This window comes from Pseudomonas sp. NY15437 (assembly GCF_048068435.1).
Taxonomy (GTDB): Bacteria; Pseudomonadota; Gammaproteobacteria; order Pseudomonadales; family Pseudomonadaceae; genus Pseudomonas; species Pseudomonas nitroreducens_B.
Genome location: NZ_JBLUQC010000029.1, coordinates 1 through 17627, shown reverse-complemented (window position 1 = coordinate 17627; position 17627 = coordinate 1). Strand labels below are relative to the sequence as shown.

Annotated in this window: 14 protein-coding genes and 8 pseudogenes; 15 read left to right on the top strand and 7 right to left on the bottom strand. The window is 54.5% G+C overall.

Annotated features, from left to right (window positions below):
• Positions 1 to 410 precede the first annotated feature (410 nt).
• Positions 411 to 1661 (top strand): FAD-dependent monooxygenase, encoded by a 1251-nt coding sequence (locus ACNFIA_RS31745; protein WP_416790967.1) that lies wholly within the window; start codon positions 411 to 413, stop codon positions 1659 to 1661.
• 17 nt (positions 1662 to 1678) lie between these two features.
• Here ACNFIA_RS31745 and ACNFIA_RS31740 read toward each other — a convergent pair.
• A pseudogene (locus tag ACNFIA_RS31740) lies at positions 1679 to 1789 on the bottom strand (transposase); the annotation flags it as partial.
• A 299-nt stretch (positions 1790 to 2088) separates the two neighbouring features.
• On the opposite strand from ACNFIA_RS31740, the pseudogene ACNFIA_RS31735 reads away from it, so the two are divergent.
• Positions 2089 to 2820, top strand: a pseudogene (locus tag ACNFIA_RS31735) (IS3 family transposase); the annotation flags it as partial.
• Between the two features lie 123 nt (positions 2821 to 2943).
• The gene (locus tag ACNFIA_RS31730; protein WP_416790966.1) at positions 2944 to 3213 is read left to right on the top strand and encodes a hypothetical protein; all 270 of its coding nucleotides are present in this window, start codon (positions 2944 to 2946) and stop codon (positions 3211 to 3213) included.
• Positions 3214 to 3602: 389 nt separating this feature from the next.
• On the opposite strand, the gene ACNFIA_RS31725 is transcribed toward ACNFIA_RS31730, so the two are convergent.
• Positions 3603 to 4016, bottom strand: coding sequence for a winged helix-turn-helix transcriptional regulator (locus ACNFIA_RS31725; RefSeq protein ID WP_416790965.1), 414 nt, complete (start codon positions 4014 to 4016; stop codon positions 3603 to 3605).
• Between the two features lie 104 nt (positions 4017 to 4120).
• On the opposite strand from ACNFIA_RS31725, the gene gstA reads away from it, so the two are divergent.
• Positions 4121 to 4738, top strand: coding sequence for a glutathione transferase GstA (gene gstA / locus ACNFIA_RS31720; protein WP_416790964.1), 618 nt, complete (start codon positions 4121 to 4123; stop codon positions 4736 to 4738).
• Between the two features lie 23 nt (positions 4739 to 4761).
• Here the strand turns inward: gstA and ACNFIA_RS31715 are convergent.
• Together ACNFIA_RS31715 and ACNFIA_RS31710 are read right to left on the bottom strand one after the other, a co-directional pair.
• Positions 4762 to 5043, bottom strand: a pseudogene (locus tag ACNFIA_RS31715) (transposase); the annotation flags it as partial.
• Positions 5044 to 5287: 244 nt separating this feature from the next.
• Positions 5288 to 5425: pseudogene (locus tag ACNFIA_RS31710) on the bottom strand (helix-turn-helix domain-containing protein); the annotation flags it as partial.
• A 116-nt stretch (positions 5426 to 5541) separates the two neighbouring features.
• On the opposite strand from ACNFIA_RS31710, the gene ACNFIA_RS31705 reads away from it, so the two are divergent.
• The 6 genes and pseudogenes from ACNFIA_RS31705 (at position 5542) to ACNFIA_RS31680 (ending at position 9635) form a co-directional block, all read left to right on the top strand.
• The gene (locus ACNFIA_RS31705) at positions 5542 to 6540 is read left to right on the top strand and encodes a 2Fe-2S iron-sulfur cluster-binding protein (protein ID WP_416790963.1); all 999 of its coding nucleotides are present in this window, start codon (positions 5542 to 5544) and stop codon (positions 6538 to 6540) included.
• Between the two features lie 237 nt (positions 6541 to 6777).
• Positions 6778 to 7015 (top strand): annotated as a pseudogene (locus tag ACNFIA_RS31700) (Rieske 2Fe-2S domain-containing protein); the annotation flags it as partial.
• Positions 6975 to 7262 (top strand): hypothetical protein, encoded by a 288-nt coding sequence (locus ACNFIA_RS31695; protein ID WP_416790968.1) that lies wholly within the window; start codon positions 6975 to 6977, stop codon positions 7260 to 7262. The pseudogene ACNFIA_RS31700 and the gene ACNFIA_RS31695, both read left to right, overlap by 41 nt.
• A gap of 10 nt (positions 7263 to 7272) precedes the next feature.
• Positions 7273 to 7617, top strand: a complete 345-nt coding sequence (locus tag ACNFIA_RS31690) for a non-heme iron oxygenase ferredoxin subunit (protein WP_416790962.1) — start codon at positions 7273 to 7275, stop codon at positions 7615 to 7617.
• Positions 7618 to 7686: 69 nt separating this feature from the next.
• On the top strand, positions 7687 to 9030 hold the full coding sequence (locus ACNFIA_RS31685) for an aromatic ring-hydroxylating oxygenase subunit alpha (protein WP_416790961.1): 1344 nt from the start codon (positions 7687 to 7689) through the stop codon (positions 9028 to 9030).
• 14 nt (positions 9031 to 9044) lie between these two features.
• Positions 9045 to 9635, top strand: coding sequence for an aromatic-ring-hydroxylating dioxygenase subunit beta (locus tag ACNFIA_RS31680; RefSeq protein ID WP_416790960.1), 591 nt, complete (start codon positions 9045 to 9047; stop codon positions 9633 to 9635).
• 303 nt (positions 9636 to 9938) lie between these two features.
• Here ACNFIA_RS31680 and ACNFIA_RS31675 read toward each other — a convergent pair.
• Positions 9939 to 10916 (bottom strand): annotated as a pseudogene (locus ACNFIA_RS31675) (IS5 family transposase).
• 115 nt (positions 10917 to 11031) lie between these two features.
• Between ACNFIA_RS31675 and hcaB the strand changes: the two are divergent.
• Entirely contained in the window at positions 11032 to 11811 is a 780-nt protein-coding gene (hcaB, locus tag ACNFIA_RS31670) for a 3-(cis-5,6-dihydroxycyclohexa-1,3-dien-1-yl)propanoate dehydrogenase (RefSeq protein WP_416790959.1), read from the top strand.
• Between the two features lie 31 nt (positions 11812 to 11842).
• Here hcaB and ACNFIA_RS31665 read toward each other — a convergent pair.
• Together ACNFIA_RS31665 and ACNFIA_RS31660 are read right to left on the bottom strand one after the other, a co-directional pair.
• Positions 11843 to 12423: pseudogene (locus ACNFIA_RS31665) on the bottom strand (IS5 family transposase); the annotation flags it as partial.
• A gap of 5 nt (positions 12424 to 12428) precedes the next feature.
• A pseudogene (locus tag ACNFIA_RS31660) lies at positions 12429 to 12707 on the bottom strand (transposase); the annotation flags it as partial.
• A gap of 160 nt (positions 12708 to 12867) precedes the next feature.
• On the opposite strand from ACNFIA_RS31660, the gene ACNFIA_RS31655 reads away from it, so the two are divergent.
• The 4 genes from ACNFIA_RS31655 to ACNFIA_RS31640 all read left to right on the top strand — a co-directional run bounded on the left by ACNFIA_RS31655 (position 12868) and on the right by ACNFIA_RS31640 (position 17473).
• Positions 12868 to 14319: an aldehyde dehydrogenase gene (locus tag ACNFIA_RS31655; protein WP_416790958.1), complete on the top strand. Its 1452-nt coding sequence runs from the start codon at positions 12868 to 12870 to the stop codon at positions 14317 to 14319.
• 21 nt (positions 14320 to 14340) lie between these two features.
• Complete coding sequence (gene nahC / locus ACNFIA_RS31650) at positions 14341 to 15249, top strand: 1,2-dihydroxynaphthalene dioxygenase (protein ID WP_416790957.1); 909 nt, start codon at positions 14341 to 14343, stop codon at positions 15247 to 15249.
• 390 nt (positions 15250 to 15639) lie between these two features.
• On the top strand, positions 15640 to 16701 hold the full coding sequence (locus ACNFIA_RS31645; protein WP_416790956.1) for a dihydrodipicolinate synthase family protein: 1062 nt from the start codon (positions 15640 to 15642) through the stop codon (positions 16699 to 16701).
• Between the two features lie 178 nt (positions 16702 to 16879).
• A complete protein-coding gene (locus ACNFIA_RS31640) occupies positions 16880 to 17473 on the top strand; it encodes a 2-hydroxychromene-2-carboxylate isomerase (RefSeq protein ID WP_416790954.1) in 594 nt (197 codons plus the stop codon).
• Positions 17474 to 17627: the final 154 nt, after the last annotated feature.

Genomic DNA, 17627 nt, shown 5'->3' with positions numbered 1-17627 from the left:
CGACCCTTTCGCTGGCACCGAAAGGCCGATGAAATCTTGGCGAGCGTCGGCCGGGCAGCCGAGGCGCTAGGCCGAAAAATATGAGTGTTATTTGTGAAACGCCACACTAGCTTCTGCCCCTGCTTCCTGAAAACAAACCCCGTCCTGGCGGACGGGGTTTATGGAGCGCTTACGCTGCATACCCCCTAAATTCATAATATTTATAATTGTTATATTTATAGTATTATTTACTATGCGAACAGCCTTCTCTATATTCCGACCAGGGTTTATTAATTGGAGCGTAGTCAGAGCTGGCTCTCTCGCCACACACAGCATGAGATGCTACAACTCGTTGCCTCTGTTAAATTCTCCAGCATGATACCATTTTCACTGCTTCAAATTTAGCCAAATACAATAAAGAGATAATAATTATGAGTGAAAAGGAAACTAATAAAATACGCCGCATTGCTGTGGTCGGTGGTGGTATCGGTGGCTTGACATTTGCAATTGCGATGCGCTACCACGGTATCGACGTTGATATATACGAACAAGCGGAGGAGTTGCGTGAGGTGGGCGCCGCGGTCGCATTATCCGCCAATGCCACGCGGTTTTATTACAATCACTGGGGTTTGGGTGAGGCGTTCGACGAGGCTGCGATTGAAATTCCTGCTTTGATCTACCGGGACGGAAAAACTGGCCGTGAAATCGGCAGGCACGCCGTGGGGCAGACGTATCGAGACCTTTTTGGCGGCCCCTATCTCGGCATTCACCGGGCCGAGTTGCAAAGGATTCTCTCCACCAAGGTGGGTATGGATCGCATCCACCTGAATAAACGCCTAGTAAATATCGATGATACTGGCGAACAGGTAGTGCTACATTTTAAGGATGGCAGCAAAGCGGATGCTGATATAGTCATCGGTGCTGATGGGGTGCGTTCCACCGTGCGGAGCTTGATGCTCGGCTATGAAGATTACATATACGCTGGGTATACAGCGTTTCGTGGGATTGTTCCAATCGATAAATTATCGAGCATGCCTGATCCAACTGCAATCCAATTCTGGTTGGGAGAGTCCGGCCACTGTCTTCACTACCCGATCGGCGGAGACAGGAAAGGAGACATCAATTTCTTTCTCGTTGAACGCACTCCGACGACTTGGCCACTAAAACAGTCGACCGCGCCTGCAGACGACGGTGAACACCTACGCCTCTTCAAGGACTGGCATCCTGCTCTCGTTGAATTGATCGCTTCGAACACCTTGAATACAGTCAATCAGCGATGGGGTATGACTTATCGTATGACCCTTGGCCGATGGAGCAAAGGTCGGGTAACGCTGCTCGGTGATGCCGCACATTCCCTAGTTCCGCACCATGGACAGGGCGCCAACCAGTCGATCGAGGATGCCGTGGTCCTTGCTGACTGCATTGCCGCTGCCGGTTCCGCGTCGATTGCAGAAACCTTTGAACGTTACGAGCGACTGCGTCGCGGTCGGGCGCGCAAGGTTGTGTATGCGTCCGTGACCACTGGCGATATGCTGCACTTGCCACCGGGTGAAGAGAGGGATCGCCGCGATGCACGTCTTGCATCACATGATGCCATGCTGCATCACCTCGATTGGATCCACGGCTTCGACGCTAGCGATCTCAACGAACCGGTTGAACGCCAGGGCGGAACCTGGTTGTGATGTGGCCTTTATAGGGTTCATCGCGTTTTCCCGGGGAAGGCGGCCTTGACTTTACGGAAGAAGTAGTCCGAGTCCCAGAAGCCATAGGCCATGCGCTTGATCACCTTGATCCTGTTGTTCACGCCTTCCGGCGTTTTTCAAGGTAGTTGTCGCGTCGACCGTGTTTTCAGGCCGCCTGTTTCAGCGGCTGCTGTTGCTCCCGCTCGGGGTTGAGTGCCACCGCCCCGGCGGGCGTCCAGTTTCGTGTGGCACCCGGCCAGCGCTCCGGCGTGCGAGCACGGGCTTCTTGGTACAACGCATGCCGGCGAGCCAGCACCTGGCGATCCTCGCCCCGATGGCGCTCTGCCGGCGTCACGAAGCGGAGGCGGCTGTGCCGGTGTTGGTGGTTGTACCAGCGGATGAAATCCCTGACCCAGCTGCGCGCTTGCGTAGTCAGGTCAACCAGCTTTTTAGCGACAGCCGAGGGTCTGCGGGCAGCCGCAGCATCATGGGCATGATGCGTGAGCAAGGTGTGGTGATTGGCCGCTTTCGGGTTCGACGTCTGATGCGTGAACTGGGCCTCGTCAGCAAGCAGCCCGTTTCCCATGCCTACAAGCAGGCCACCGTCGAGCGTCCCGACATTCCGAATCTGCTGAACCGTGAGTTCACTGTCGAACGCCCCAACCAGGTCTGGTGTGGCGACATCACTTACGTCTGGGCTCATGGCCGCTGGCATTACCTGGCGGTCGTTCTGGATCTGCATGTACGCCGCGTGGTGGGCTGGGCGTTTTCCGACAGACCGGATGCCGACTTGGCGGCCCGGGCCCTCGACATGGCGTACGAGCAGCGTGGCAGGGCGCAACAGGTGATGTTTCATTCCGATCAAGGCGCCCAATATGCCAGCCGCCTGTTCCGGCAACGGCTATGGCGTTACCGCATGCGGCAGAGCATGAGCAGGCGCGGAAACTGCTGGGACAATGCGCCGATGGAGCGGCTATTTCGCAGCCTGAAGACCGAGTGGATACCCTCCACGGGTTACATGACGGCCCGAGAGGCACAACGGGATATCAGCCATTACCTGATGCATCGATACAACTGGCTAAGGCCGCATCAGGCCAATGATGGACTGCCACCCGCCGTTGCCGAGAAAAAACTTAACCCACTGTCCGGGATGGCTTGACCACTACACCTCCGTGTACAGGTAGGTGATGTCGCCCACCCATTTCTGGTTCGGCGCAGCTGCCGTGAAGTCCTGTTTGAGAAGGTTCTCCGCCACAGCCTCAAAGCGTTGCATGCTCCCCTGATGGAGGTGGTCCTCTCGACTGAGCACAGATACAACGCCTTTGAACAGCGCTACGCGCTTGAGCTGCAATGCATGAATCCATCAGCGTTCGGTAAGCCCGGCGTGATGTACCTACGATGCATCGAAAAAGAGTTCCCCTTCCTGGCCCCAGACCTGGTCGAGGGCCTTGCCCTGGGACACCTCAAGGTAGGCGTCAGCCAGCTGCTGCGCGACAAGGTGTCGGCGTCCTGGTCGGCACAGCGAGAGGCGTTGGATGCAGGCCGCTGCTGACTGAGGCTGACGCACCTTTCGCCGTCTCGGTCGCGGTCGCGCCAGCCCAAGGCAAGCGAAAACGACAACCCGCAGCTCTCCAACCCGCATGGATGCACGGCTTCGCGCCTTGAATGTTCAAGAGGGTCGCCGAGAACAGAGAGAGAAAAACGGTGGAATGCGCGCCGGGAACGGCGACTTCGGGAGGTGTGTGCTCAAGAGGCTACGGCCGGAAACCGCGCCAGCACTGGCGTTGCGGGCAGAAAAAACCCAACCGATAAGGGTTGGGTTTTGGTGGTGCAGTCGCGACCGGAATCCAATCCGTTATCTCAGACATGAGGAATCCTGGGGAATGATGGGTATCACCGCGGGTAATCCCAGCGAGCGCCGACCGCATGGTCGTCAGCCCTTCAGCCGTTGGCGATGGGGCCATCGAACCGGGCACGGACGGCGGCGATCTCGGGCTGGTTGCGCTCGGCCCAGGCGATGAGCGCGTTGAGCGGCGGCATCAGCGAAGTCCCGAGCGGGGTGAGCCCGTAGCTCACCATTGGCGGCGTCGACGGCGTCACCTTGCGCCAGATGAGTCCGTCGCGTTCGAGGTGGCGCAGCGTCTCGGTCAGCATCCGGCGCGAGATGTCGGGCACGGCGCGGGTCAGCGCATTGAAGCGTTGCGGGCTCTGTGACAGGGTCACGAGAATCAGCGTCGACCACTTGTCGCCCAAGCGGTCGAGCACGTCGCGCACCGGACAGGCCCGGTGGTCGCTGTAAGACGTCGTCAGGTCAGTGGGTGAATCGGCTCCGACAAACCTGTCCTCCATCGTCATGTGTGTTCCCTCGAAGTAACTATTGGCGCAGCACGTGCCTTCTTGTTTATGAATCAAGGTTACTTTATAAGACCCACTCCCGCAAATAAACCTTGAGGATATCCATGAAGCTCTATTACAGCCCCGGCGCCTGCTCGCTATCGCCCCACATCGTCCTGCGTGAAGGCGGATTCGACTTCCAACTCGTGCGGGTTGATCTGCAAACCGGCCAGACCGAAACCGGCACCGACTACAAAACCATCACCCCGAACGGCTATGTCCCAGCCTTGCAACTCGACAACGGGCAGGTGCTCACCGAAGGCCCGGCCATCGTGCAGTACCTCGCCGACCGCGTTCCACAAAAACACCTGGCGCCCGCGGCAGGATCGTTTGAGCGTTACCGCTTGATGGAGTGGCTGAACTTCATTTCCACCGAGCTGCATAAGGGCTTTGGCGCGCTGTTCAACCCGAAACTGCCTGATGAAGCCAAGGCCGTCCTCAAGGCCCAACTCAAAAACCGCCTCGAATACGTCAATCAGCGCCTGGCAGGCACCAGCTTCGCGATGGGCGAGACCTTCACGGTGGTCGACGCTTACCTGTTCACGGTACTCGGCTGGGGTCAATACGTCGGGATCGATCTCGCCCCCTGGCCCGCGTTGACGGCCTATCAGGGTCGGGGCGCCGCCCGCCCTGCCGTTCAGGCCGCGCTCGCAGCGGAAGGGCTGATTCCTGCCTCGGCATAGGCCGGCATGACCTGAGAGCCTGTTCAAAGTCTTTTGAGCAGAAGGCTCAAGAAGGCCAAGTGGATGAACTGCAGGCTGGTGTTAAGCAGTCGCTCACAGTTCTTCCACAGCCGCCGGTTCTTTTCCAGCCAGGCGAAGCTGCGCTCTACCACCCAGCGCTTGGGTATGACCTTGAAGGTGTGCAGTTCGCTGCGTTTGGCTATCTGTACCGTAACGTGCCCACCCAGGATTTCGCTCACGCCCTGCGCGAAAGGCCGCCCCACATAACTGCTGTCAGCCAGCAGGCTTTGCACTCGCCCCAGTCCCCTTCCTCCAAGTCCTGATCCAGCATCCATTGTGGGACTACCGGATGACCCGTCTCGTGGGGCGTGTCGCGGTCCAGTTTGCGACCACCTCGAAGCTCCAGGTGCCTTACCCAGAGTCGATCTCGCAAGGCAACGCGATGGGACTCTGGCAGCTTTTCTACGCCATCTGGTCGTTGGGCAGGCGGTGGGGGGGGGGGGGGGGGGGGGGGTGGGGGGCGTGGACCCCCCCCCCCCCCCCGCGACCCGTGCTCAGGCGCTTGAGTGCATTGCTGACGGCCGGTTGGGTCAGGCCGAGCTTGTCGGCCGCAGCAGACACGCTGCGCTCGAGCAGCAACTGGTGAAAGATCACCAGCAGGTTCATAACGATGTCGCGCAGGTTCATGGTTATCCCTGTGTATTCGCTGTGGTGATTATATCTATCACCCCCAGATAATTGACTGATATGACTGCGATCCTCAGGATGGCACACACTGACAACTATAAAAATAGCTGAAACCCATGGAACTCAACATACAACCGAACAACCTCCGCCTTTCGTTCGAGAGTGGCCAAAACCTGTTAGAGGTTCTGATCGCCGGCGGGGTGCCGGTGTCTTACAGCTGCATGTCGGGCCGTTGCGGCACCTGCCGATGCAAGGTGATCGAGGGCGAAGTGCGCCACAGCGTTCCGGAAGCCGGTAGTCCGCCCGTCAATGGCGAGCGCTATGTGCTGGCCTGCCAGTCGGTGCTGAGCGGGCCCTGCACCATCGAGATTCCCGAGATGGACGAGGTGGTGGTGCACCCGGCGCGCATAATCAAGGGCACCGTGGTATCGATCGAAGAGGCTACCCACGACATCCGCAAGATCCGCGTGAAGCTGGCCAAACCGCTGTCGTTCTCGCCGGGGCAGTACGCCACCTTGCAGTTTTCCCCCGAGCACATCCGCCCCTACTCGATGGCCGGTCTGCCGGACGACGCCGAGATGGAGTTCCAGATCCGCAAGGTGCCCGGTGGCCGTGTCACCGAATACGTGTTCGATCAGCTGTCCGTGGGCTCGGCGATTCGCATCAGCGGCCCCCTGGGTACGGCCTACCTGCGCCGCAAGCACATCGGTCCGATGCTGTGTGTGGGCGGTGGCACGGGCTTGGCGCCAGTGCTGTCCATCGTGCGCGGCGCGCTCGAGGCAGGCATGGACAACCCTATCCATCTGTACTTCGGTGTGCGCAGCGCGCAGGACCTGTATGACGTCGAGCGCCTGCAGGAGCTGACCGAGCGTCACCCCAATGTGTGTGTGCAGATCGTGGTCGCCGTGGGCGAGGCACCGGCCGGTATGCGCTCGGGCCTGGTCACCGATGCGATCATGGCCGACCTGTCGACCCTGGAAGGCTGGCGCGCCTACCTGTGCGGTGCCCCGGCGATGGTCGAGGCCCTGAGCCTGCTGGTGAAACGCCTGGGCCTGGCGCACGAGCACGTGCACGCCGACGCTTTCTATCCCAGCGACATCTCACAACCCGTTTGAGAAACCCCACCCATGACTAACATGACTAAGCAGGTCAACGTGTTTCCCCAGGACCCGGCCCGGGAAGGTGAGGGCGCTAGCCATGTGCCGTTCTGGGTCTACACGCGCGAAGACCTTTACAAGAAGCAACTCGAGAGCCTGTTTTACTCGGGCCACTGGTGCTATGTGGGCCTTGAGACCGAGATCCCCAACCCGGGTGACTACCGTCGCACGGTGATCGGCGAGCGCAGCGGCAAGTCGGCCAAGGACTTCTTCTGCCCATATCACCAGTGGAACTACAGCCTCAAGGGTGACCTGCAGGGCGTGCCCTTCCGTCGCGGTGTCAAGCAAGATGGCAAGGTCAACGGCGGCATGCCCAAGGAATTCAAGCTCAAAGAGCATGACCACGCTGAAGGTGGCCGTGCGCGGTGGCGTGGTGTTCGCCTCGTTCGACCATGACGTCGAGCCGCTGGAAGAGTTCCTCGGCCCCACCCTACCAGCGCCACATCGTGGGCACGGCGCGCATCATCTCCGTGCAGCCCGACCGCCTAGGCGAGCGCATCATGTCCGAGGCCAACTACACGGTGATCCGCACCAAGCTCGATGGCGAGTCCACTGTGTTCAGTGCCGGCTTCTACCGCGACGTGAATGTGCGCAAGCCCGAGGGGCTCAAGCTGCTGTCTCGCCTGCCTGGTGTCTACAACAGCGAAATGATCGCCAACTCCATCATCTATCCGATCTGAGGCGACGAATATGACCGAAAACTGGATTGACGCGGCATCGCGAAACGACATCCCTGAGGGGGATGTCGTTGCTATCAAGGTTAAAGGAAGAGAGATTGCGCTCTACGAAGTTGAAGGCGAAATCTACGCTACAGACAACTTGTGCACACATGGTGCTGCCCGTATGAGTGATGGTTTTTTGGACGGGCGTGAGATTGAGTGCCCACTGCACCAGGGGCGGTTCGATGTCTGTACCGGAAGAGCCATGTGCGCTCCTTTGACAGAAGACATCAGAACCTACTCTGTGAAAATCGAAAATCAGCGAATCATGCTATATCTCGAGGAGTTGAATGAGCTTTTGGTAGACGAGGAGTAATCGCAAACCCAAATCCGCAATGAGTTCCCATGATGCACATTCACAATAAAAAAGTTGGAGACTGAAAGCGTGAAATATCAAAATCTCGTAAGTGAATCCGGTTTGACCCAAAAGCATCTGATTCACGGGGACAGCGACTTGTTCCAGCATGAATTAAAAACCGTTTTTGCGCGAAGCTGGCTTTTTCTCACTCACGATAGCTTGATTCCCGCATCTGGCGATTATGTGCTTGCAAAGATGGGGACGGATGAAGTAATCGTTTCTCGGCAGAACGATGGCTCCATCCGGGCATTTCTAAACGTTTGTCGGCACCGCGGAAAAACGTTAGTGAATTCAGAGGCTGGAAATGCCAAAGGGTTTGTTTGCAGCTATCATGGTTGGGGTTTTGGTCATAGTGGCGAGCTACAAAGTGTTCCCTTCGAAAAGGATCTGTATGGAGCTGAGCTGGATAAAAAATGTTTAGGCCTGAAGGCGGTTCCGCGTATTGAAAGCTTTCACGGTTTTATCTATGGATGCTGGGACAAGGAAGCGCCGAATCTTTCTGAATACTTGGGGGATGCGGCATGGTACTTGGAGCCCATGTTCAAGTACTCGGGTGGTTTGGAACTGATCGGCCCCCCGGGCAAGGTTGTGATCAAGGCAAACTGGAAGGCTCCGGCTGAGAACTTTGTTGGGGATGCCTATCATGTCGGCTGGACTCACGCTTCCTCGTTACGTGTGGGGCAGTCAATTTTTTCGTCTCTTGCAGGCAATGCCATGCTGCCACCAGAGGGCGCAGGTTTGCAGATAACATCAAAATATGGCTCTGGAATGGGCCTTCTATGGGATGGATATTCAGGTGTGCACAGTTCTGACCTAGTTTCGGATATGATGGCATTTGCGAGTGCGAAGCAAGAGAAGTTGGCAAATGAGATAGGCGAAATTCGTGCACGTATCTATCGCAGTCATTTGAATTGCACTGTGTTCCCGAACAACAGCATGCTGACTTGCTCGGGCGTATTCAAAGTCTGGCACCCGATCGATGAGAATACGACCGAAGTTTGGACCTACGCCTGCGTCGAGAAGGATATGCCTAAAGAGTTGAAACAACGCTTGGCCGATGCAGTTCAGCGAACTTTCGGCCCCGCTGGCTTCTGGGAGAGCGATGATAACGACAACATGGAAACGGAATCTCAGAATGCAAAAAAATATCAATCGGGCAATGCTGAATTGATTTCCAATCTCGGTTTCGGAAGAGATGTATACGGGGATGAATCCTATCCTGGCGTGGTTGGCAAATCAGCGATAGGAGAAACCAGTTACCGCGGATTCTATAGAGCCTACCAAGCGCAAATCAGCAGTTCCAGCTGGGCAGAGGTTAATGATAAGTCAAACAACTGGCATGCAGAGCTGACGAAGCCTGCTTCTGTTTGATATAGGAGATAACCATGATGATCAACATTCAGGAAGATAAACTGGTATCCGCTAGTGATGCGGAAGAGTTTCACCGATTTCATGGGGGGCAAGCAATCGATTGGGATTTGCTGCAAGAGGCTAATGCCGTCTTGACGCGAGAGGCGCACCTGCTCGATATCGGAGCATACAATGCTTGGCTGACACATTGCGTCGCCCAAGAGGTTCAGTATCAGGTTGTTTCCCGTGAACTGCGGGCTGCATCCGAGCGCCGCTATCAATTGAATGACGCTGTGAACATCTATAACGATAACTATCAGCAGTTGAAGGTTCGTGTTGAACATCAGTTGGATCCCCAGAACTGGGGGAATAGCCCAAAAGTTCGTTACACACGCTATATCACCAATGTTCTGGTGGCGAGGGATAAAGATGATTTGGATCTTTTGCATATCCGATCCAACGTGATTGTGCAAAGGGCGCGGCGAGGCAATCAAGCCGACTTATTTCATGCTACCCGCGAGGATATATGGCGACGACATGGCGATGGGCATCTCAAGTTGATGAAGCGGTTTATTGACTACCCCGAGCGGGTCCTTCAGACGCATAACCTAATGCTCTTTATCTGAACTAATGCGGTGACCCTCTTGCTCTATGGTCACCGCTAAGGTAGGGCAATCGGACTCGGAATGAATATATCTATATTTATCAACATATTAAGCGCAACAGATTGTATACTGTGTCGGATTTAAATATTTGATTTATAAAGATAAAAATTTTTAGTTCGATCGTCCTGACCCCTAAGGAAACGCTGATCAAAGAGTTCGCCGCCTGAGCTTGCGTTGAGTCAGTTTGCGAGCAAGGGAACGGCGAATGAATTTCGTTGCGATCACGCCGAGTTTTGCTCGAATACGGGCCGGCTGCTCGTTTTTTCATACACGTGACGAACTTTGCCCATGTATCGAGCGCAGCCGGTTCTTTACGATCACCAGATTGGCCAAGGCGAACAGACTGAACAACTGCGCCGTATCCTTGGCCAGGCCTTTGTAGCGGGCTTTGCGCTAGCGGAATAGGTTATTGACGACATGAAGCGAATATTCAACCCGTGCGCGAATCTGCGCCTTGGTTCGCTCGACCTGGATCAGCAGATCCTTGAGCGCACCTTCTCGCATTGCCTTGATCTTGCCGTGCTTGACAAGCACGCGCCATTGCACCGCTTTGCCGCGCATCTCGTCGCGCCTTTCAGCGCCCTTGTAGCCAACATCGCCAAATACTTCCCGCTCGTGTCCGTGCAACAAAGCGTGGGCTTGCGACACATCCCATCCGTTGGCCGATGTACACACCAGGCTATGTACCAGGCCCGAGTCGGCATCCACGCCGAAGTGCCATTCGTTCCCCTTCTTCGTTTGATGGATCTCGGGATCGCGGCTGTTCTGAGCGTTCTTGGTCGACGGCGGCGCCTCGATAATCGCCGCATCGACCAAGGTGCCTCCCTTCATCAGCAACCCGCGTTCGCACAGCGAAATGCCGATCTCGTCGAACAGCTTGCGTGTCAAGTCAAGCTCGACCAGCAGGCGGCGGATATTAAACAGCGTCGTCGCATCTGGCACGTCCTCGACCGCCAGATTGATGGCGGCAAACGCGGGCATCGCGATGCTGTCGGTACAGCGCGTCTTCCAACCCTTCGTCCGACAGCCCGTACCACTGCTGAAGGACGTAGATCCGCAGCGTATGCTCCAAACCAATCGACGCCCGGCCTCGCTTGCCGTTCGGGTAGTACGGCTCGATGGCCAACAGCAAACGCGTCCAAGGAAAAAGCTTCTCCATCTCTGCCAGAAAGCGTTGCCGCTTGGTTACGTGCTTCGCGCCCTTGCTTTTCCGCTTCTGCAAAAACCGATCTGCCGCTTCATGTAGTGGGATCCGTTCCGTGAGCCTCTTTCTACAACGCCCTCGGCGGCCGTTGCGATGACCGCCGAGCCGAATAAATCAGCACTTCCCTAAACATAAATAAATAAAGTAGATCTTATGAATGATCAACAAGTTGTTGCAATCACAGGCGGCGGATCAGGCATCGGCCTTGAGTTGGTTCGAGTATTTGGAAAGGCGGGATATGGCGTGGCTGCTCTCGTTCGTAACGAACTCCAAGAGGCTAGCCTACGCCGCGAATTTGAAGACAGAATTGAGATCGTTGTTGGCGATGTCTGTGAGCACGCGGTGAATCAGAAATTGGTGAAACAGGCAGTCGATAGGTTTGGTCGCCTTGATTGCTTTATTGCGAATGCTGGTATTTGGGATTACATGCTAAGTATTGAGGAGCCATGGGAAAAATTTGGACCTAGTTTCGATGAGATTTTTACCATCAACGTAAAGAGTTATTTCAGTGGTGTCAGTGCTGCTTTGCCAGAGTTGAAAAAGACGAGGGGCTCGGTGGTCGTAACTGCCTCTGTTTCTTCTTATGCCGTCGGTGGTGGCGGTTCTTGCTATATGGCCAGCAAGCATGCGGTTTTGGGCATGGTAAAAGCACTGGCATACGAGCTGGCTCCGCATGTTCGGGTTAATGGTGTTGCGCCCGGCGGCACCGTCACATCATTAACCGGGCCTGCAAGCGCAGGATACGATAAACACGTAATGAAGGACATGCCGGGCATCGATGAAATGATCAATGGGCTTACCCCCCTTGGCTTCGCCGCCAAGCCTGAGGATGTAGTAGCACCGTATTTGATGCTGGCTTCACGTGAGCAGGGAAAGTTCATCACAGGCACGGTCATAAGCATTGATGGAGGAATGGCTCTAGGACGCAAATGATTCAACTGTTTCGTTCCCTTTAGAGACCGTTTCAAAAAGGCTGTTCGGTACATCTGAATGTTCTAGCAGACGAGTGCGCAACCGAGTTTAAGGAATGCCTCATGAATGTAGGCTCAACGCTCAAACCGAATGCGAATACCACGAAAATTGTGCAGCCATGCGTGAGTACGCTCGACTACCCAGCGGAATTTGCTGAGTCCGCTGCCGTGTTCCGCACGGTGCCGGGCGATCACCGGTTCGATACCGCGCGTGCGAAGCCGCTGACGATGTGGCTCGGAGTCATAGCCACGCTCTGCGCAGATGACATGGGTTTGCAAAGCGGTCGGCCGCGTACGCCGCAAATTGGGGGGATCGCGTCGATGATCGGCAGCAACTGGGTAACGTCGTTGCGATTCGCGCCAGTCAGGATGGTACTGATTGGGGGCGCCATTGGCGTAGGGGTGGATGTGATGCTTCTCGAACTTGGTCGCGAGCGATCGGTTGGGCTCGGGCCAGTTTTTCGCCCGCCCCAACGGCTCGCACCGAGGATGAATCGACCGCCGCCCGTGAGAAATCGAGTTCGCCAGCCTCGCGTAACTTCGCGAGCAGCAGTTCGTGCAACGCGCTCCACACAGCGAACGGCGCAGGCTGAGGCTGTCGTACAGGGCCTCTTCGAATGCAAGGTCGGCGAGATTGAACCAGTGCTGCACGAAGTTAATCCGCAACATGCGCTCGAGCGCAACAGGCGGGCGTCCACTGCCGCGTTTCGGATAAAACAGCTCCAGCACTCCGCGAAGCTGCGCCTAGGGCATGATCGTGTTCATCTCATCGAGAAACGCTTCGCGTCGCGTAGGTTTGCGCTGCGCCCCGAATCTCGCGCTTTGATCGACAGCCATCGCCAGTGTCAGTTGTTTCATCGTTTTACTCTTTCGCTGTTACATGCTCGCACTATAATCCATGGCAGTCATGAACGGTGGACTTGATCAGCATTGCCTTAACAGCTTGCCGGTAAAGTTAACAGCCCCCTCGGGGTCTTTTTGAAACGGTCTCTTAAACTCATATTTGAGGAGTGCAATCATGAACACAAAACTGCTCATCAGCGGAAGTTGGACTGATTCAAGCGATAAAAGAATTTTTCAACGTGTGCACCCTGTCAGTGACGAAGTAGTAACCCGATGCGCTGACGCGGCGGTAGAAGATGCCAAAAGAGCAGCGCAGGCCGCGCAAAACGCTTTTGCCTATTGGTCGGCCACGGGGCCATCAGAACGGCGGCGCCTCTTGCTGAAGGTCGCTGAGGTGTTGGAGAGTAAGGCCCCTGAATTCATTGGTGTCATGGCCAAGGAGGTAGGAGCTTCCGCCTTGTGGGCGGGATTCAATGTTCATCAGTCAGCCAATGTTTTTCGCGAGGCTGCATCGTTGGCCACCCAAATCCAGGGTGAAACAATCCCAACAGACAAGCCCGCCACACTATCAATGACACTGAGGCAGCCGGTCGGGCCGATTTTAAGCATTGTGCCTTGGAATGGCACGGTTGTCCTAGCAGCCCGGGCAATCGCCTATCCGCTGGTCTGCGGGAACACTGTGGTGTTCAAAGGCTCGGAGTTCAGCCCTGCTACACACGCTTTGGTGGCGCGGTGTGTTCAAGAGGCGGGACTGCCTGATGGGGTCCTCAATTACCTCAATTCGTCAGTAGAACGATCGCCTGAAATTACAGAGGCGCTAATCGCGGCGAAGGAGATTCGACGAATCAACTTTACTGGATCTACCCGTGTGGGTCGCATAGTTGCACAGAAAGCAGCGCTGCACCTCAAACGCTGCCTGCTGGAACTCGGCGGCAAGTCGCCATTGATTGTGCTGGAAGATGCCGATATCGATGCCGCAGTAAAAGCTGCAGTATTCGGCAGCTTCTTGTTTCAAGGACAGATCTGCATGTCAACAGAGCGCCTTGTGGTCGATGAAGAGATCGCTGATGAATTCGTCGCCAAGTTCGTGGAAAAGACCAAAAATCTCAGTGCTGGAGACCCGTGCGCAAGTGGGGACTGTATCGTTGGGCCGATGGTTTCGCCGAACTCAGGCAAGCGGATTAATGCCATGTACAACGATGCCATTGAAAAAGGGGCGAAAGTCGTCTGTGGTGGCTTAGCCGACGGTGCGGTGATGCCTGCAACCATTTTGGATCACGTCACGGCGGACATGCAGATCTACGACGAGGAGACCTTTGGTCCCATTACTGTGATCATCCGCTGCAAGGGCGAAGAGGATGCAATCCGAATCGCTAACGACAGTTCTTACGGGTTGTCGTCTGGGATATTTGGGCGAGACGTAAACCGGGCCCTACGCGTAGGCATGGCAATCGAATGTGGGGCTGTTCACATTAACGGCTCGACTGTTCAGAATGAGGCGCAGGCTCCCTATGGCGGCACAAAAAACACAGGTTACGGACGGTTCGATGGTCGAGCTGTAATCGACGAATTCACGGAATTGAAGTGGCTGACTATAGAGCCTTTCAATCAGCAATATCCTTTTTGACAACATTTAAAAGGTGTAACCATGACAAAATATCCTGCCGTCATTGAGCTTGGCTATATGGGCATATCGGTGAAAGACCCGGATGCTTGGAAAGACTTCGCGTCAACTATTTTAGGGATGCAAGTCTTGAATGAAGAAGATGCTGACCGCTTTTATCTTCGGATGGACAACTGGCATCACCGCATCGTCGTGCATCACAGTGGTCAAGACGATCTGGAATACTTGGGCTGGCGGGTTGCTGGCAAACCAGAATTTGAACTCCTTGGGCAAAAACTTCAGGATGCTGGGTACAATATCCGCGTCTGCGACAAGGCCGAGGCTGATGAGCGGATGGTGTTGGGTCTAATGAAAATGGAAGATCCGGGCGGCAACCCGACCGAGATTTTCTGGGGCCCCCGGGTTGATTTGAACAACCCATTCCACCCCGGCCGACCATTGCACGGCAAGTTTTTGACTGGCGACCAAGGCTTGGGGCATTGCATCGTTCGCCAAACAGACGTTGCTGCAGCCCAAAAATTCTACAGTTTGTTGGGTTTCCGCGGTGACGTTGAGTACCGCATTCCTCTGCCAAATGGCATGACTGCCGAACTGCTGTTCATGCATTGCAATGCACGTGATCACTCCATTGCGTTTGGTGCCATGCCCGCGGCAAAACGAATTAATCATTTGATGGTTGAGTACACTCATATGGAGGATTTGGGTCGAACGCACCAGCTCTTTAGAGATAATAAACTCGACATAGCATTGCAGCTTGGTATCCATGCGAATGACAAGGCTTTGACGTTCTATGGCGCGACTCCTTCTGGTTGGCTGATTGAGCCGGGCTGGCGAGGCGCCCCTTCTCTTGATAATGCCGAATATTACGTTGGCGACATATTTGGGCATGGAGTTGAGAAAGGCGGATACGGTCTTGACGTTAAACTGAGCTAAAAAACGTGTAAGCGCCGTGAAGATCCAGTTCGCGGCACTTTAGTAAAGATGAAAGGAGACGCAGACGTTTGTTAAACAGAGTTTTTTGATTGTTTTTTTCTTTTTGAAATTTTCAGTGCTTCTGCAGAGGAGTGGCCATGGATCTACAGAGTTGGAGTGAGCCATGTTGTATTCGATGCAAGTGCGAAGGTTCAGCTAATGGAGTTACGATTCCTGCTGGTAGTGCTGCGGCAAGCGATAACACTACAGTCACATTTGATTTTGGCTACAAGATTCCTGATGCTATTGGCGCCGAGTTACCTTGAATCTAGCCATATACTCGCCGGCTCAGGGGCCGGTTCTGTTGCATTTTATAATTCATTAACGTAGTTTTCAAAGAGAGGTTTTAACATGGCAGGCAAAAAAAAGTTGGCGAGGCTGACGGCGAAAGATATCACGGGCGCTTGGACTATTATGCCGACGCCGTCCACTCCTGATGCCGCAGACTGGCGCATCGCGCAGACAGTGGATTTTGACGAAACTGCTCGTATTGTTGAAAATCTCATAGAGGCTGGAGTCAATGGAATTTTGAGCTTGGGCACTTTTGGCGAATGCGCCACCCTGACATGGGAGGAGAAACGTGACTTTGTCGCCACAGTTGTAGACACTGTGCGAGGGCGTGTTCCTTTTTTTTGCGGCACTTCCGCGCTGAATACGCGTGAAGTGATCCGCCAAACACGCGAGTTAGTGGATATTGGTGCAAGTGGCACTATGCTCGGGGTGCCGATGTGGGTCAAGATGGATTTGCCCACAGCGGTACAGTTCTACCGCGATGTCGCAGAAGCAGTTCCTGAGGCCGCCATTGCGGTTTATGCCAATCCAGAAGCTTTTAAATTTGATTTTCCTCGGCCATTTTGGGCAGAGATGTCGAAAATTCCTCAGGTCGTTACCGCCAAGTACTTGGGCATAGGCATGCTTGACTTGGATTTAAAATTGGCGCCGAATATTAGCTTTCTTCCGCATGAAGATGATTATTATGCCGCCGCACGGATTAATCCCGAGCGAGTGACTGCATTTTGGTCGAGTGGTGCCATGTGTGGTCCGGCCACGGCTATCATGCTGCGTGATGAGGTGGAAAAAGCCAAGAAAACCGGTGATTGGACCAAGGCAAAAGAAATTTCAGATGCCATGCGTGCGGCTGACTCGACTTTGTTTCCTCGTGGCGATTTCGCGGAATTTTCTAAGTACAACATCGGTCTTGAGAAGGCGCGTATGGATGCGGCTGGATGGTTGAATGCCGGCCCTTGCCGCCCTCCTTATACATTGGTGCCTGAGGAATACCTAATTGGCGCGCAGACATCAGGCCGAGCTTGGGCTGCACTGCATGCGAAGTATAGTTTGGAAACAAAGAGGGATGTTTTGGCTTCGGCCGCGCGTTCTCGCAAGAAACCTGGTGGTGCGAGCGATGAGTGAGCTTAGGAGCGCCTTCGCATGACGCATAAAAATCAGTGAGGATCGTTCATATGGCAGGAAAATAAAATAGGAGATCGAGTGGGTTGTGCAGTGTGATCAAGCGCGGCCCGTCACTCAAATCAATTGCAGGGCGTTAACATATATGCCCTGCCTATCATTGATTAAGGAGTATACAATTGTGATTATTGATTTTTACTTTGACTTTATGAGTCCTTTTTCCTATCTCGCTCATCACAAGCTACGCAAGCTTGCGCGACAGCATGATATAGCTATTTGTTATCACGCGGTTGATTTGGCTAGATTAAAAAAGGCCATTGGTAATGTGGGGCCCTCCAATCGCGATTTGAAGGTTAAATTTAATTATTTGCAAAATGACTTGCAGCGGTGGGCTGATATATACGGAATTCCATTGAATTTTCCACCCAACTACAATAGTCAAAGAATAAATACTGGTTTGTATTATCCAGGGGCTGCAGCTCGCGAGGCTGAGTATGTGTGTGCTATGTTTAGCGAGGTTTGGGGTGGAGGCGTCGCTCCGGATGCAGATTCGCTGTTGGAAAAAGTCGCGAATGATTTGGGATGGACTAACGCTACTTTTTTGGATTTTCTAAACTCAGCAGTCGCCATCGATGTCTATGAAGCCGAAACAGGGGCGGCTATAGATCGCAAGATTTTTGGCGTTCCAACGATATGCATAGGTAATGAGATGTGGTGGGGGAATGACCGTTTATTCATGGTGGAAAAGTTTATAAAGGAGCGCTCCCAAGCTTGATTATGTGTTCACGAAAAATTTACTTGGGATTTCGTGTTACTGATAGTGTGGCGTTTCACAAATAACACTCATATTTTTCGGCCTAGCGCCTCGGCTGCCCGGCCGACGCTCGCCAAGATTTCATCGGCCTTTCGGTGCCAGCGAAAGGGTCGAG